General features: G+C 70.3%; 12 protein-coding genes and 1 pseudogene. 7 read left to right on the top strand and 6 right to left on the bottom strand.

The annotated features are described in order from the left end of the window. Positions 1-6: 6 nt before the first annotated feature. Positions 7-1,788: a VirB4 family type IV secretion system protein gene (locus ACMCNK_RS23670; RefSeq protein ID WP_412738565.1), complete on the bottom strand. Its 1,782-nt coding sequence runs from the start codon at positions 1,786-1,788 to the stop codon at positions 7-9. Further along, complete coding sequence (locus ACMCNK_RS23665; protein ID WP_412738564.1) at positions 1,785-2,750, bottom strand: PrgI family protein; 966 nt, start codon at positions 2,748-2,750, stop codon at positions 1,785-1,787. The genes ACMCNK_RS23670 and ACMCNK_RS23665 overlap by 4 nt, the downstream gene beginning before the upstream one ends. Positions 2,751-2,798: 48 nt before the next feature. Here ACMCNK_RS23665 and ACMCNK_RS23660 point away from each other — a divergent pair, with 48 nt between their 5' ends. Together ACMCNK_RS23660 and ACMCNK_RS23655 are read left to right on the top strand one after the other, a co-directional pair. Next, on the top strand, positions 2,799-3,491 hold the full coding sequence (locus tag ACMCNK_RS23660; protein ID WP_412738563.1) for a hypothetical protein: 693 nt from the start codon (positions 2,799-2,801) through the stop codon (positions 3,489-3,491). 13 nt (positions 3,492-3,504) lie between these two features. Further along, on the top strand, positions 3,505-3,873 hold the full coding sequence (locus tag ACMCNK_RS23655; protein WP_412738562.1) for an ankyrin repeat domain-containing protein: 369 nt from the start codon (positions 3,505-3,507) through the stop codon (positions 3,871-3,873). Between the two features lie 143 nt (positions 3,874-4,016). On the opposite strand, the gene ACMCNK_RS23650 is transcribed toward ACMCNK_RS23655, so the two are convergent. The 3 genes from ACMCNK_RS23650 to ACMCNK_RS23640 all read right to left on the bottom strand — a co-directional run bounded on the left by ACMCNK_RS23650 (position 4,017) and on the right by ACMCNK_RS23640 (position 7,531). Beyond that, entirely contained in the window at positions 4,017-5,708 is a 1,692-nt protein-coding gene (locus ACMCNK_RS23650; RefSeq protein WP_412740964.1) for a hypothetical protein, read from the bottom strand. Between the two features lie 275 nt (positions 5,709-5,983). Continuing rightward, positions 5,984-6,412, bottom strand: coding sequence for a pilin (locus ACMCNK_RS23645; protein WP_412738561.1), 429 nt, complete (start codon positions 6,410-6,412; stop codon positions 5,984-5,986). A gap of 306 nt (positions 6,413-6,718) precedes the next feature. Then, entirely contained in the window at positions 6,719-7,531 is an 813-nt protein-coding gene (locus ACMCNK_RS23640; RefSeq protein ID WP_412738560.1) for a hypothetical protein, read from the bottom strand. 716 nt (positions 7,532-8,247) lie between these two features. Between ACMCNK_RS23640 and ACMCNK_RS23635 the strand changes: the two genes are divergently transcribed. The 4 genes from ACMCNK_RS23635 to ACMCNK_RS23620 are packed head-to-tail and all read left to right on the top strand — an operon-like array spanning position 8,248 to position 11,337. Next, positions 8,248-8,877 carry a hypothetical protein gene (locus tag ACMCNK_RS23635; protein WP_412740963.1) on the top strand — a complete coding sequence of 210 codons (630 nt, stop codon included), beginning with the start codon at positions 8,248-8,250 and terminating at the stop codon, positions 8,875-8,877. Further along, positions 8,870-10,069 (top strand): TRM11 family SAM-dependent methyltransferase, encoded by a 1,200-nt coding sequence (locus tag ACMCNK_RS23630; protein WP_412738559.1) that lies wholly within the window; start codon positions 8,870-8,872, stop codon positions 10,067-10,069. Before ACMCNK_RS23635 ends, ACMCNK_RS23630 begins: the two co-directional genes overlap by 8 nt. Further along, positions 10,066-10,275, top strand: a complete 210-nt coding sequence (locus tag ACMCNK_RS23625) for a helix-turn-helix transcriptional regulator (protein ID WP_412736080.1) — start codon at positions 10,066-10,068, stop codon at positions 10,273-10,275. The genes ACMCNK_RS23630 and ACMCNK_RS23625 overlap by 4 nt, the downstream gene beginning before the upstream one ends. 3 nt (positions 10,276-10,278) lie before the next feature. After that, positions 10,279-11,337 carry a tyrosine-type recombinase/integrase gene (locus ACMCNK_RS23620; RefSeq protein ID WP_412738558.1) on the top strand — a complete coding sequence of 353 codons (1,059 nt, stop codon included), beginning with the start codon at positions 10,279-10,281 and terminating at the stop codon, positions 11,335-11,337. Between the two features lie 180 nt (positions 11,338-11,517). Here ACMCNK_RS23620 and ACMCNK_RS23615 read toward each other — a convergent pair whose 3' ends face one another. After that, complete coding sequence (locus ACMCNK_RS23615) at positions 11,518-12,783, bottom strand: IS256 family transposase (protein ID WP_412738557.1); 1,266 nt, start codon at positions 12,781-12,783, stop codon at positions 11,518-11,520. A gap of 85 nt (positions 12,784-12,868) precedes the next feature. On the opposite strand from ACMCNK_RS23615, the pseudogene ACMCNK_RS23610 reads away from it, so the two are divergent. Then, a pseudogene (locus ACMCNK_RS23610) lies at positions 12,869-13,956 on the top strand (IS3 family transposase); the annotation flags it as partial. Positions 13,957-14,362: the final 406 nt, after the last annotated feature.

The raw sequence follows: 14,362 nt of genomic DNA, 5'->3' as shown, positions 1-14,362 counted from the left end.
AGGGGGTTACCGGCGCGCAGGACCCGCAGCGGCCGGCAGATCAGTTACCACGAGGTCGTGCTCGGCGTCGGACGCGAGGCTGTGAAAGGCCACCCGGGACGACCCCGAGGCCAACAGCGCCTCGCCGCGTGCGCAGGACGACAGGAAACCGCGCTCGCCGTCGGTGAGCCCGAACGCCTCGGTGATGGCGTCGATGGCCTGCGGCGCCTGCCGCAGCAGCACCTGCGTGGCGGCGTTGGACACGACGGCCCGGCCGACTTCGGTGTTGAGCACGTCGGCGGCGTCCTGGGTGATCACGGACAGGCCGGTGTGGTACTTGCGGGCGCTCTTGGACAACCGGAACAGGAACTGCGCGCCGAGGCCGGCGCGCAGCATCAGCCACGCCTCATCCACCAACACCAGCCGGCGGACCTCTGGTCGGGAGGCACCCGTCGGATTGCGGTTGGCGGTCCGGACGGTGCGCCAGATGGCGTCGAGGATCAGCAGCGTCCCGACGGCTTGCAGCTCTTCGGGCAGGTCTTTGATCGCGTAGACGACGAGGTGCCCGGCTGGGTTGATTCTGGTCGGGCCGTCGAACAGGCCCTTGAAGCTGCCGGCCACGTACGGGTGCAGCCGCCCGGCCAGCCTCTGTCCCGCATCGCCGGTGTCCTTGAGGGCTTCGGCCAGGTCGGCCAGCAGAGGCGCCGGCCGCCGCCAGGTACGCGCGTCGGTCGTGATGCCCTTGGCCCGGTACGCGGCGAAGACGGCGACGTCGAGGGCGGCGGCCTCCTGCGGCGAGATCCCGTCGCCGCCGCTCAGGACCGACACGAACGTCTGCATGAACAAGGCCCGGCGGACCAAGGCGTCGTCGCCGTCGGCGCTCGCCAGGTCGAGCGGGTTGATCCGTACGCCGGGCGCACCGGGGCGGATGATGGTGCCGCCGACCGCCTCGGCCAGGCGCAGGTACTCGTCTTCCGGGTCGATGACAAATGCCTCGACCCCGAGGTACAGGTTGCGCAGCAGGTCGAGCTTGGCGAGGTAGGACTTGCCCTCACCGGAGCGGGCCAGGATGACGGAGTTGTAGTTGGACTGCGCCCACCGGTCCCAGACCACGACCCCGGGTGAGTGCAGATTGAGCCCGTAGAGAACCCCCATGCCGGTGTCCCCGGCCGTGGTCGGCAGGTCCGGGCTGGTGAACGGGAAGCTGGCGGCGAGGGCGTCGGTGTCGAAGACCCGTTTCATCCCGAGCGCGTCGAACGCCAGGGGCAGGCCGGTGATCCAGCCCTGAAGCTGCCGCCAGGTCGCCGGGGCCACGTCCAGCAGCAGCGACGACGCCAACGCGCGGACCTCGGTCACCCGGTCAGCGAGTTCCTCTTCCGTGTCGGCGTGCACCGTCAGGTACAACCCCAGCCGGAACAACCTCGCCTCGCCCCGGGCGACCCGGGCGGCCAGCTCAGCGGCGTCCGCGGCGGCGGCGTCCAGCTCGGGATCGTCGAGTCGGCCCTTGGCGGCATCCTGGCGACGGTTGGCCTCGAACCGGCCACGCTGCTTGCGCAACCGCTGCGACGCCACCACCGGCGGGACGGGTTCGATGTGCAGCGACACGTCCACCCGGCCCGGGTAGGCAAGGAGGGGCTCGAGCCAGCCAGGGCCGACCTCGGCCGGGTAGCCGACCACGGCGAGGGTGGCGGTGTAGCCGTCCCCGACGCGGACGGACCGCCCCCCGACCTCGACCGCATCCGGGCCGCCGAGGACGACCGTCCCCGCCTCGGGGACGGTCCGGGGACGACGGCGAGTCAACCGGTTCACAGCTCCTCATCTCCATCAAGATCAGCGGTGGCCGTGGCGATGGTGGGGACGGGCCGTCCCGGCGGCGGGGACGACACGGCGGACGGGTTGAGAGCGCCAGCCAAGGTGGCCGCGGCGTCGACCGGGTCGAGCACCGACGCGGCGACCTCGCAGCCCGACAGCGCCCGCACCGTCTCGGCGGCCTGATGACTCGCATGGCCGGGGCTACGGGTGCTGCGCACGGCAACGGTGACGTGCCGGTGCAGCAGCTCACGGCGGGCGGCGACCTCCTCCAGAAAGCTCGCGTGCGACATCGCGGCGTGTTCGAGGGCCGGATGCGGCAGGCTCGGCGCGTGGGCGAGGATGCGGTCGCCGACGTGGGCCAGGTCGACCCGCTGCGCCCGAACGAGGATCTGCGCCGGACCATCCAACGAGTGCAGCCACCGGGCGAACCCCGCCACCAGGCCGTTCTGCTCGGCGGGTGTGCGCAGCCCGAACGCCACCGTGGACGCCGCCACCAGCCCCGTCGTGCCGTCCGATCCCAGGTCCACCAGACCCTCGGCGGTGAAGCCCCTGGCCGGTAACCGCAGCGGTGCAGGCAGCGGGAGCCGGTCGCCCGGCCCCTGCGTGGTGGACACCCACGCGGGAGCCGCGCCGATCGGGTCGTCGACCGGAACAAGCCGGTGCGCTGCCCGGCGGTGCCGCAGACCCGCCAACAGCCACCCGTCGAGGCCGATGCCGTCGCGCCGACCGACGGCGACGAAGAACGCCATGCCGACGATCGGCACGCAGCACACGGCGAAGACCAGCGGCGGCACCACCGTGACCAGCGCCGTCCAGGCCGCGTACAGCACCAGCCCGGTGACGGTGAGGATGACGAGCTGCCGCCCGGTCAGCCCGAACGCGATGCGGTCCGGGCGTTCCACGTCGGCGGGGATACGAGCTCTATAGGGCTCGTCGTAGGAGTTCGGGTTCGGACTCATTGGTGGTTACGCACCCTTTCCCACCCATTGTTCGGTCAGGAGTTGCCGGTGTTGTTCACCGCCCGGATGAAGGCCGTGCTCGTGTTCGTATGCGAGATCGACGGCGGCAAGCGGCGTACGTCGTTGCCGCAGTCGTGGACCGACCGCGGTCCCGCGCCGCTCCCGGGCCGGTTCGCCGCCGACGGACTCACCGCCGCGCGGGAGTTGATCGACGCCCTAGAGGCCGACTGCACGCCAATATCGGAGATGCTGCCGGAGGAACACAGCGACGAGGTCCGTATCGGAGTGCGCTGGCACACCGGCGCCACCGACGAGATCACCGCCGGGCGACCCGGACCCAACCGCACTCCGGCCGCCGCGCTGGAACTGATCCGCCGTCACGGCGCCACCCACGACAGCGAACAGCTCGCCGTCATGCTCAACGCCGCAGGGTTGCGCACCGGCCGCGGGCACCGCTGGAGCAAGGCCGGCGTCGCCCGCGTCCGCGCGTACCACACCGTCCGCGCACCCCGCACGGTCGCAATCCGAAACGGCGAAATCAGCGTCAAACAAGCCGCCGCAGAACTGGGCATAACCGCCGACGCCATCTACAACTGGCTCGCCCACGGCCAAGTCCCCGCCCGCCGCGCCCCGGGCGGACGCTGGTGCATCCCCTGGGACCCCGATACTCAGGAGATCTACCGTGAGAAGGTCGCCAACTCGTTCCGCCTCAATCCGATCCACCCGCCAGCCGAAACGTAGGAGTCTGGTCAGCATGTCCTGGTCACCAGCCCACCACGCGGTCGAACACGAAGACCTGCCCCGACTGCGCGATCTCCTCGACGCCGGCGCCGGCGCCGACGGCGACGGCGACGGCGACGGCGACGGCTGGACCCTGCTTCGCCACGCCATTGATGTCGAGCACGACGGCCACGTCCAGACCGGCGAACCGCTGCACGCCGACGTCACCGCCTTCTTGCTGGCCCGAGGCGCCGACCCGCTGCGCCGCTACAACGGCATGCCGGTGGTGGAAGAGGCCGCCATTTGTGGACACTGGCTGGCCGTCGAGATCATGAATGCCTGGATCAATCGCAGACCCGACGCTAACGGGCATGACTATCGAATCCGGCCCGCCGCAGACTGACGTCGACCCGTTGAGCCACTGATCTCGCAAGGCCAGCAACGCTGACACCAGTTCACACAAACCCAAGCAGCACACGAAGAAGGGGCAGTATGCAGCGTCCGTCGGCACACGGGCGCGCATCGGCACCTCGTCGTCACGGCGACTCACGGGTTACCTCCTTTCGGTTGCCGCCGCGCGGGCGGCGGGGACGGACGCGGGGATGGTGGGGACGACGCCGGTCGGAACACCGGGGTCGTGCTGCCGGCCGGTCGCGGTGGGGACGGCGGCGGTGGGGACGGCGGCGGCGGGGACGGTCGAGTCGCCGGGACCGGTCGAGGCGTCGGGGACGGGCTCGGCGCTGGGCGCGGCGAGGCTGCCGGCGGGTTCGCTGCGCTGGTCCGGCGTGGTGCCGCGGTGGGCCGGCGGGCGGCCGTGGGCCGTGCCGCCGGGGTGGTCGGCGCCGAGGAGAACACCGGTGTGAATGGGGCGGATGGCCGGCGCGGCGCGCTCTGCGCGGCGGGCGGGTTGGAGAACGTTGCCGCAGGTCGCGGGCCTGCTGGAGGCGGGCTCGCCGACGCGGGTGAGGCGTTGCTGAAGGCGGCTGGCGCGGGACGGTTCGCCGGTCGGCTCTGGCCCGGTGACGCCGCAGCGGGCTGGGAGAATCGAGCGGCGGGCGCTGGCCCGGCCGGGGCCGGTGCCGGGGTGGCCGGCGGCGCCGAATGGCTGAACGCGGGTGCCCCAGTGCGCCCGGCGCGCGCCGACAGTGGAGCTGGCTTGGCCGGGGCGTAACTGAACGCCACCGCGGCCCGGGACGGCTGGGACAGCGCCGGGCGCGGCGCCATCGGCTGACCCCCTGCGCCTCGAACGAGCCGAGCAGCGCTTGTCGTCCGGGTCCCGCCGCCCGCTGGGCGGCCTGTCACGCCCGCGACCACGGCGCGCTTGCCCTTACTGAGCCCGCTGACCGCACCCAACGTCTTGACCGTCATGTACGCCTGGACGAGCTGCCGGAACAGGCCCCGGCCTTCGCCGGGCAGGCCGAGCGGTGCCAGCACGAACTGCTTGAGCAGGCCAGGCAGCTTGATCAGCAGCCACAGCATCGTGACGCAGACCAGGACGCCGACCAGGCCGTCCTTGGTGGCGGGTACCCCGAGCAGCGTGAGCCCGGCCGGGGTGAGGAACACCTTCACCGCCGTCAGCACGATCAGTGCCTGCGCGACCTGCAGGCCGAGGCATGCGGCGAACGCGCGCCACCAGGTGTAGGCCAGGCCCTCGGTCTGCGGCGTCGCGTGGCAGGCCAACGCCAGCGGCGCAAGGCCGATGAGGACGACCATAATGGCCACTCGCAGCAGGAACGTGACGACCACGACCAGCGCGAGGACCACCATGGCGATGACCAGCACCGCGAACAGGATGTTCGGCGAGGTGGCGCTCAAGGGTTGCGCGATCATGTCGACGATGGCCTGCGCGGCGGCGGGGCCGTCGACGCCTTGACCGGCGACCGCGGTGGTCAGGGCGTTGGTGAACTCGATGGCCTTGCCACACAGGATCAGGCTGACGTTGGAGATCACCGCGCCCAGGACGAGCCGGGACGCGATCTGCTGGAACCCGTACTGCGTTTGCAGGCTCTCGCGAGACACGACGACGAAGCCACCGGCCACGATGAACAGCACGTAGATGCCGTTCGCGGCCACCAGCGTCGTCGTCCAGACGGCATTGACCTGCGGGTTGCCGGTCAGGTCCGGGGTGGACAGCACTGTCGAGCCGAGGGTCTCCATGACCGGCTTGAGGCCGGTCTTGGCCATCCAGACGAGGAACCCGGTAATGGCCTTGCGGATCTGCCCGGGGATGTCGAACATCCCGGGCTCGTCGTCCCCGCTGCCCGTCGGCGGTGTCCAGCCGGGCGGCGGCGCGGGGGACGAGGCGGGGGTGTGCGGGGACGACGGGACGGGCGTGGACGGGCCGCCGGGCGGAGGCGTCGGGATCGGGGACGGCACGCGCGGGGCCGGAATGGGGGTCGGCACCGGGTCGGCCGCCGCCGGCCCCGCGAACACGGGGCCGGCGGCCAGCCCGACTCCGAACACGACGGCCACGAGCAGCCGAAGCGGGCGGCGGATCGGAATGGAGTGGGTCATCACTTCACCCACTGACCGACGATGGTGACGAACAGCGGCGCCAGCATCGCCAGGGCGTAGCCGATCGCGGCGCTCTTGAGCGCCAGCTTGGCCTTCTCGACCTCGCCCGGGTCGCCGTTGGCCGCGAGGTACCGCAGGCCGCCGACGGTCAGGAACAGGGTGGCGACCGCGACGAGGATGCCGACCAGCCACGTGCGGATGTTGTTGACCACCGCGTCGATCGACTCGGCGGCGAAGGCGGCGTCCGGGGTTCCGGCCACCAGCAGCAGCGCCGACACGGTGACGGCCAAGGCCGCGATCACCGGGGACGGCCACCGGCACGGGTGGGGACGGCGGGGACGAGGGTGGGGACGGCGGGCGGGCCGTCCCCGGCCCGGGACGACGCGGCGGGCCGCCGCCGCGTCGTCCGGGGACGGGATGGGGTTCATGGGGTGGGACCTCCGATGGGCAGGCCGCATCCGCCCCGGGCATGGCAGGGGCCCAGAAAGGTGCGGCGATGGGTCCGACGAGGGGCCGTGGTGACCGGGGGCCGACCGGCGTGGCCGCTCCTCCTCGTTCGGGAGTCGTGGGCCAGAGCCGTCTATCGGGTGTCAGCGCCGTCAGCGGGATCGGTCGGAGTGGGTCACCTGCGGGAAGATCCCGCACTAACGGAATACAAATCGTGGCCGCGATTTTGCAGATCAGCCGGGAAGATCTTCAAAAATGCAGGTCAGGCGCGTTGCACATCGGACCGGTCAGGAGCAGGCGGCCTCCAGGGCCGTCGTGGTGGTCGCCTCGGCCACCACGTTGGCGAAGTCGTCGTCCAGGTCCCCGGACCGGATCGCCGCGACCAGGCGCTGCACGGCCGCGCCCCGTTGGCGGTAGACCTGCCAGTACGAGCGGCCGACCCGCTCGGCGTACTCGCCGACGCTGGTCGCTTCCAGGTAGGTCGCGCCGATCACGTCCGCCTCGGCGGCCGTGATGACATCGGCCCGCACGGCGCGAGCCAGTACGAAGTCCGGGTGGTTGAGACCGGTGGTCTGCACCCGCGACTCGGGCACGAAGGCGACCTGCCCGGACGCCGGTTCACGCTTGTCCAGTTCGCTGCGGGCCTTGGAGAACGCGGTGTTCAGCAGCCGCGTGACCACGCCCGGCTTGGCGATGTCCACGCTGGTCAGGGCCTGCATGAACTGCGCGATCAGCGCGGCGTCCACGTCGCCTGCGGACAGCTTCCACAGGTGGTGAGCCCGGCGGCGCAGCCCCGGCAGGGCCACCCCGACCGCGCCGACGATCCACCGCTCGGCGCCGGTGCGGGCGCCTGCGACCAGCAGCCGCCACGCGGCGTCGGCCGCCTCCGGGCTGCACGAAGGGTGCATCAGGATCGACGACAGCTCGACCAGCGCGATCGGCCGGCGCGGCAGGCCGTGCCCGAGGGCGCGGCCGTCGACGGAAAGGGGCTGCGGTCCCTGCCCGGCCAGGCGGAACCGGTAATCGATCGCGTCCAACAGCGACTCACTCCGCGACGGGGTGACAGCGGCGAGCGTGTCGTTCGGGATGCGTGCAGACATGGAGGAACTCCCTGGTGGTGTGGTGGGAGCCGTCCGGCCTTTCGAGGGCCGGTCGGCGGGTCTGCCACCACGCCACCAGGGGCCTTGAACAGATCATGAACACTGTTGATCTTGTTCAAGGCTCCGGCTCGCCGCGCCGTACACGTGTCGCTGACCATCATCGATGCGTCCGGTCGCCACTCCGGGGCCGCCGGCCCGGTGCGCGGAGATCGTCAGAGCCGGGTGTTCAACCCCTCCGCCGGGGGTGTTCGTCCAATGCCGCTGACGCACCGGGGGCGCCTTGAACACGACGTGGCCGCCAACCCCGCACGCGGGGTTGGCGGCCTCTTGCTGCCACTTCCGGTAACCGTCAGATGATCTTGTTCAACCCCTCCGAATGTTGAAGCTGATCTTGTTCAGGGAGTTGTGGACCTTGCTCAAGGGGCGCCTGCGTTGGGGTCGATCTTGTTCAAGCCTCGACATGATCTTGTTCAAGGTCCTGCGATGGGCGCCGCATCTCCGGTGGTTCACCCAGCGCGCAGGCGACGCCTGGCGGCGCGCGGTGAAACCGCCGTGACCTGCGTGTTCAACCCAAGGATGATCTTGTTCAAGCGCGCCGCTCGGCTGGCTCCCGACCGCACCCGGCGGGCCGTTGAGGCGGGCCGGGTGCAAAATCGGCGCCCCGATTTGTATTCCGTTAGTGTCAGCGTTCGCCGGCGGGCGTGGCCCACACGCTCATGCCGAACAGCCCCACCGACCCCCGCCCTGCGGCACCCGTCGGACTGTTCCTCACCCCGCCCCACGACCACCGACCCCTCGACCGGACCGGGCAGCCGCTACCGAACTGGTACGGCCTGCACCCGGACCACGTCGCCCGACTGATCGCCCGGTACAGCCGCGACGGCGACACCGTGCTCGACCTCGACACCCACCCGACCGTCGCCGCAGCCGCCCGACACCTGGACCGCCACCCGCGCCTGGTCGTCCCCGAGCAGTGCAGCGTCGGGCTGATACTGGCGAGCCTGCCTCGGCTAGGTGTCGACCCCCGTGACGTGCACGGCCTGCGTCAGACCTTCGACGGCTGGCAGACCTGGCTTCGTCCCGGCGGCTTCCTCATCACGCTGCTCACCGCTTCGCCCAGCGGCGACGCTGCCAGGCACCGCTCGACGGTGATCGCCGCCGCCCGCGCGGCCGGGCTGCTCTACCACCAGCACATCCCCGCGGTCCTCGTCCCACTGCCCGAGGCGGACCCGCGCACTGAACCGGATCTTGCGCCCCGGCCGCCGCTGCTCGCCGGCCGGCACGTTCGCGCGCACCGGGACCTTCTTGCCTTCGCCACCACCGCCCTGGAGATCACCCATGTCTGAACGCCGTCCCACCACGCCGGCCCTGTTCAGCTCGCCCTCCCGGCTGATCGAGCAGGGCTACCCCGGCTCGGTCTGGGTGACCGGTCAGCAGCCCTCCCGGGAACTGCGCCGGGGCCGGTACACCTCCGAGTCGATCACCCACCCCGGGAAGATGCTGCCGACCATCGCCCGGTACGCCATCCACACCTACACCGACCCCGGCGACGTGATACTCGACCCAATGGCCGGCATCGGCACCACCGTGGTCGAGGCCATGCACCTCGGCCGCCACGGCCTGGGCGTCGAGTACGAAGACCGGTGGGCGGCCCTGGCCGCCGCGAACATCGTCCTCGCCGAACGGCACGGCGCCACCGGCGTCGGGGAGGTCTACACCGGAGACTCCCGCCGCCTGCCCTCGCTGCTGCCGCCCCAGATCCGCGGCCGAGTCGCGCTCGTAGTCACCTCGCCCCCGTACGGGCCGTCCACCCACGGACACGCCCGAACCCCCGGCCCTCGACGCGGCAAGGTCCTAAAGATCAACCACCGGTACGGCGGCAGCGACAACCTCGCCTACCGCAGCCACGATGAACTGGCCGAAGGATTCACCGAGATCCTCGCTGGCTGCCGAGCCGTCCTACGCCCCGGCGGACACGTCGCCGTCACCGCCCGCCCGTACCGGCGCCACGGCGAACTCATCGACATCCCCGGCATGGTCGTCGCCGCCGGACAGGCCGCCGGACTGGAACTGGTCGAGGAATGCGTGGCGCTGATGGCCGGCGTCCGCGACGGCGTACTCGTCCCCCGGGCCTCCTTCTTCCAGATCAAGAACGTCCGCGACGCCATCGCCAACGGCGACCCGCAGTGGATACCGCAGCACGAAGACGTAATCGTCCTTCGGCACGTACTGCCGCAGACCACCTGCCACAACTCCGCGTCGAGCACGGCGGACCCCGCCGGGCCGCACACCGATCGGCTTGATCCCTTCACCGCGTCCCGCATGGATCGACGGGCACACCCGGCGCCCGCCCCGAACGTCAACACCAGCGGCGGCAGCGCCACCCATCCCCGGCCCACCCCGGGCCGGGATGTCGAAAGGACCGCCGATCCGTGCCCGCCCTACGCACACCCGACGCCGGGCAACGCCCGGCCCAACGCCACACCCACCGCTTCCGACCCGCAGGCCGGTTCGTCCGAAACGGCAGGCCGGCGATGAGCGCCGCGCCCGCCGCCGAGTGGCGGCCCGACCCGCTCCTGACCATCGATGACGTCGCGGCCTGGCTTGGCAAGCCGAAGAACACCCTCTACGCCTGGCACAGCCGCGGCAAAGGGCCGCGCGCCATTCGGGTCGGCAATACCCTGCGCTATCGGCGCAGTGAAGTCGACCGCTGGCTCGACGCCCACACCGACCCGGAGCGCTGAACCATGGCCCGCCCTCCCCTGCCCGTCGGAACGTGGGGCACCATCCGCACCGAGAAGCTCGGCCCCGGCCGGTACTGCGCCCGCGCCCGGTTCCGCGACTACGACGGCAAGACCCGCGACGTCGAGGCCACCGGCACCACCGGCCCGGCCGCCGTCCGTGCCCTGAAGGAGAAGCTGCGTGACCGCGTTGCACCCAACGACGACGAGATCACCAGGGAAACCCACCTCAGCACGCTCGCCGACCTGTGGATCGACGAGATCATCGCAGAGGAGCGCGTCACGCGGCAGACGATTGACAGGTACGAGAGCGTGGTGCGTACCGCTGTCGTACCCGCTGTGGGCCGCCTGCGGATCAGAGAGGCCAGCGTCGGCCGCCTCGATAGGTTCCTCCGCGAGGTCGCCAAGGATTACCCCGCCGCCGCCAAGGTCGCCAAGGTCGTCCTCGGGCAGATGTTCGCCCTGGCGGTACGCCGGGGCGCGCTGACGACCAACCCGGTCCGTGACACCGGTCGGCTACGCACCCCGCGCCGCAAGGTCCGCGCCCTCACCATCGAACAACTGGAGTCCGTACGCACAGCGATACGCACATGGCAGCAACCCACGCCGGGCAAATCCGGACCCCGACCCACCGGCGACCTGGCCGACATCGTTGACCTCATGCTCGCCACCGGCGCCCGCATCGGTGAAATCCTCGCGCTGCGATGGGCCGATGTGGACCTCGCCGCAGACCACCCCACCGTGACCATCCGCGGCACGATCGTCTTCGTCAAAGGCAAAGGGTTCTTCCGACAGGAGTGGACCAAGAGCGACGCCGGCTTCCGCACGATCGTCCTGCCCCGATTCGCCGTCGCCATGCTGATGGACCGCACGCTCACCGCCGCCGACAACCCCCACGACGCGATCTTCGCCTCACGACGTGGCACCTGGTTCTCCCCCCACAACGTGCGCCGACAGTGGCGCCAAGCCCGCGCCGACACCGACCTGGAATGGGTCACCCCACACACCTTCCGCAAGACCGTCGCCACGCTCATCAACAAGGAAGCGGGTCTGCTGCACCGATAGGTGACACCTGAGATGGCTTGCCCAGGCGGTGAGCTGGGAGGATGTCCCTGTGCCGAAGCCTTACCCCCAAGAGTTCCGCGACGACGTGGTGCGGGTTGCCCGTGAGCGTGACCCCGGCGTGACGGTCGAGCAGATCGCGGGACTGTCAAGAAAACGGTGTAACTCGATCTTTGTTGAGCGTCAGTTGCGGCCTGCGGTGAGTCGGCCTTCGAAGGCCAGGTCGAAGGCGTTGAGGGCGGGTTTCCAGCGGGTGATCCAGCGGCGTCGGCCGGTGCCGGTCGGGTCCAGGGCCATCACGGCGAGGTAGACGCATTTCAGAGCGGCTTGCTCGTTCGGGAAGTGCCCGCGGGCTCGCACGGCCCGGCGGATCCGGGCGTTGACCGACTCGATCGCGTTGGTTGAGCAGACGACCTTTCGGATCTCGGTGTCGAACGCTAGGAACGGTACGAACTCCGCCCAGGCGTTCTCCCACAGCCTGACGATCGCCGGGTATCTGTCGCCCCAGGTCTCGGCGAACTCGAGGAACCGCTGCTCGGCGGCGGCCTCGGTCGCCGCGGTGTAGACCGGCTTGAGGGCCTTCGCGATCGCGTCCCAGTGCTGGCGGGACGCGTACTTGAACGAGTTCCGCAGCAGATGGACCACGCAGGTCTGCACCACTGTCCGGGGCCATACGGTGTTGATGGCGTCGGGTAGGCCGGTGAGGCCGTCGCAGACGGCCATCAGCACGTCGTCGGCACCGCGGTTCTTCAGTTCGGTGCACACGGTCAACCAGAACTTGGCGCCCTCACCACCGTCACCGGCCCACAACCCGAGGATGTCGCGGGTGCCTTCGGTGGTGACCGCGAGGGCGACGTAGATGGGCCGGTTGGCGACTTTCCCGTCGCGGATCTTCACGTTGATCGCGTCCAGGAACACCACCGGATACACCTTGTCGAGGGGCCGGTTCTGCCACTCGGCCATGCCGTCTATGACCTTGTCGGTGATCGTGGAGATCGTCTGGCGAGATACGTCGGCGCCATACACCTCTGCCAGGTGAGCGCTGATCTCCCCGGTCGTCAAACCCTTCGCTGACAGGGACAGGACCATGTCCTCGACGCCGGTCAGCCGGCGTTGCCGCTTGCGGACGATCTGCGGTTCGAACGAGCCGTCGCGGTCGCGCGGCACGGTGATCTCGACCGGCCCGACGTCGGTCAGCACCCTCTTGGCCCGAGAACCGTTGCGGGAGTTCCCGCCGTCTTTGCCGGCCGGGTCGTGTTTGTCATAGCCGAGGTGGTCGGTGATCTCGCCGTCCAGCGCGGCCTCGATCACTCGCTTGGTCAGCTGTTGCAGCAGACCGCCCTCGCCGGTCAGCTGCAGGCCCGCGGCGCGGGCCTGCTCAACCAACCGGCCGACCAACTCGGCGTCCACGGCTTCCGGCGAGACCGCCGGGTCCTTCTTCATCGCCACCGCGGCAGTATCCACGGCGGCTTCGATCGTCACGGTCATCAGGCGTCTCCTTGATCAGGAGTTACACCGTTTTTCTTACAGTCCCCAGATCGCGAAGGACTTCGGGATCCATCCGATGACGTTGTTCAAGTGGCTGCGTCAGGCCGGCGTCGACGCCGGTGCGAAGCCTGGTGTGACCCGTAGCGAGTCGGTGGAGCTGCGGGAACTGCGACGCCGGAACAAGTTGCTGGAGCAGGAGAACGAGGTCCTGCGCCGGGCCGCGGCGTACTTGTCGCAGGCGAATCTGCCGGGAAAAGGGTCTACCCGCTCGTGAGCGAGCTGGCCGCGGACGGTGTCCCCGTCGCGGTGACGTGCCGGGTACTGAACATCGCTCGTCAGCCCTATTACCGGTGGCTGGCCCGGCCGGTCACGACCTCGGAGGTCACGCAGGCGTACCGAGCCAATGCGCTCGCGGACGCTCACCGTGACGATCCGGAGTTCGGGTACCGGTTCCTGGCCGACGAGGCCCGCCAGGCTGGGCAGTCGATGGCGGACCGGACCGCGTGGCGGATTTGCTCCGGTAACGGCTGGTGGAGCGCGTTCGGCAAACGCAAACGCTGTGGCAAGGGCGGGAAGGCCGGCCCGCCGGTACACGACGACCTTGTGCGCCGGGACTTCACTGCGCAGCGCCCGAACCGGCTATGGCTTGCCGACATCACCGAGCACCGCACCGGGGAGGGCAAGCTCTACCTGTGCGCGATCAAGGACGTCTGGTCGAACCGGATCGTCGGCTACAGCATCGACACCAGGATGAAGTCCCGCCTCGCCGTGGCCGCACTCAACAACGCGGCCGCCAGACGCGGCGATCTGGCCGGCTGCGTACTGCATACGGACCGCGGGTCGCAATTTCGATCAAGGAAATTCGTCCGGGCCCTCGAAGCCCACCGCATGGTCGGCTCGATGGGCAGAGTCGGCGCGGCCGGGGACAACGCGGCCATGGAATCGTTCTTCGGCCTGCTGCAGAACAACGTCCTGGACCGACACCCGTGGAGGTCCCGCGAACAGCTACGGATCGCGATCGTGACCTGGATCGAACGGACCTACCACCGCCGCCGACGCCAGCGATCGCTGTCCCGGTTGACCCCTATCGAGTTCGAGACCATCATGACCCCACCGGCCAGTCAGGCCGCGTGACTACACCTGTCACCAATCGGTGCAGCAGACCCAGCCGACACCGACCGCGCCGCCGCGCAACTCGGGCACGCAAGCAAGGAGATCACCAAGAAGCACTACATCGAGACACCTGCACTCGCTCCCGACAGCTCCGACATCCTCGAACGGCTCGGCGCTGGCCGCACGGCGGCTGACCCCGACCACCTCGATCATGGACCAGACCACGCGGCATAGACACGCCGACGCAGTGGACCGCCAGGGGCGTCGAACCGGATCGCCCCGTGCGCGCCGGTGCCCCTCAGGGCGATCCGCGTCCACAGAGAAGGCGAAAGCCCTGATCAGCCTTCCCGCTGGTCAGGGCCGCCTGGGCCTGACCCGGTCAGGCCCGGCCCGCCAGCGTTGCCGGTGCCTTGGCCCAACGTCTGCG

Origin of the sequence: Krasilnikovia sp. MM14-A1259, from assembly GCF_047159535.1 — a bacterium.
Lineage (GTDB): Bacteria > Actinomycetota > Actinomycetes > Mycobacteriales > Micromonosporaceae > Actinoplanes.
Note: the sequence above shows the minus strand (reverse complement) of the source record. Positions and strands in the feature narration are given on the sequence as shown.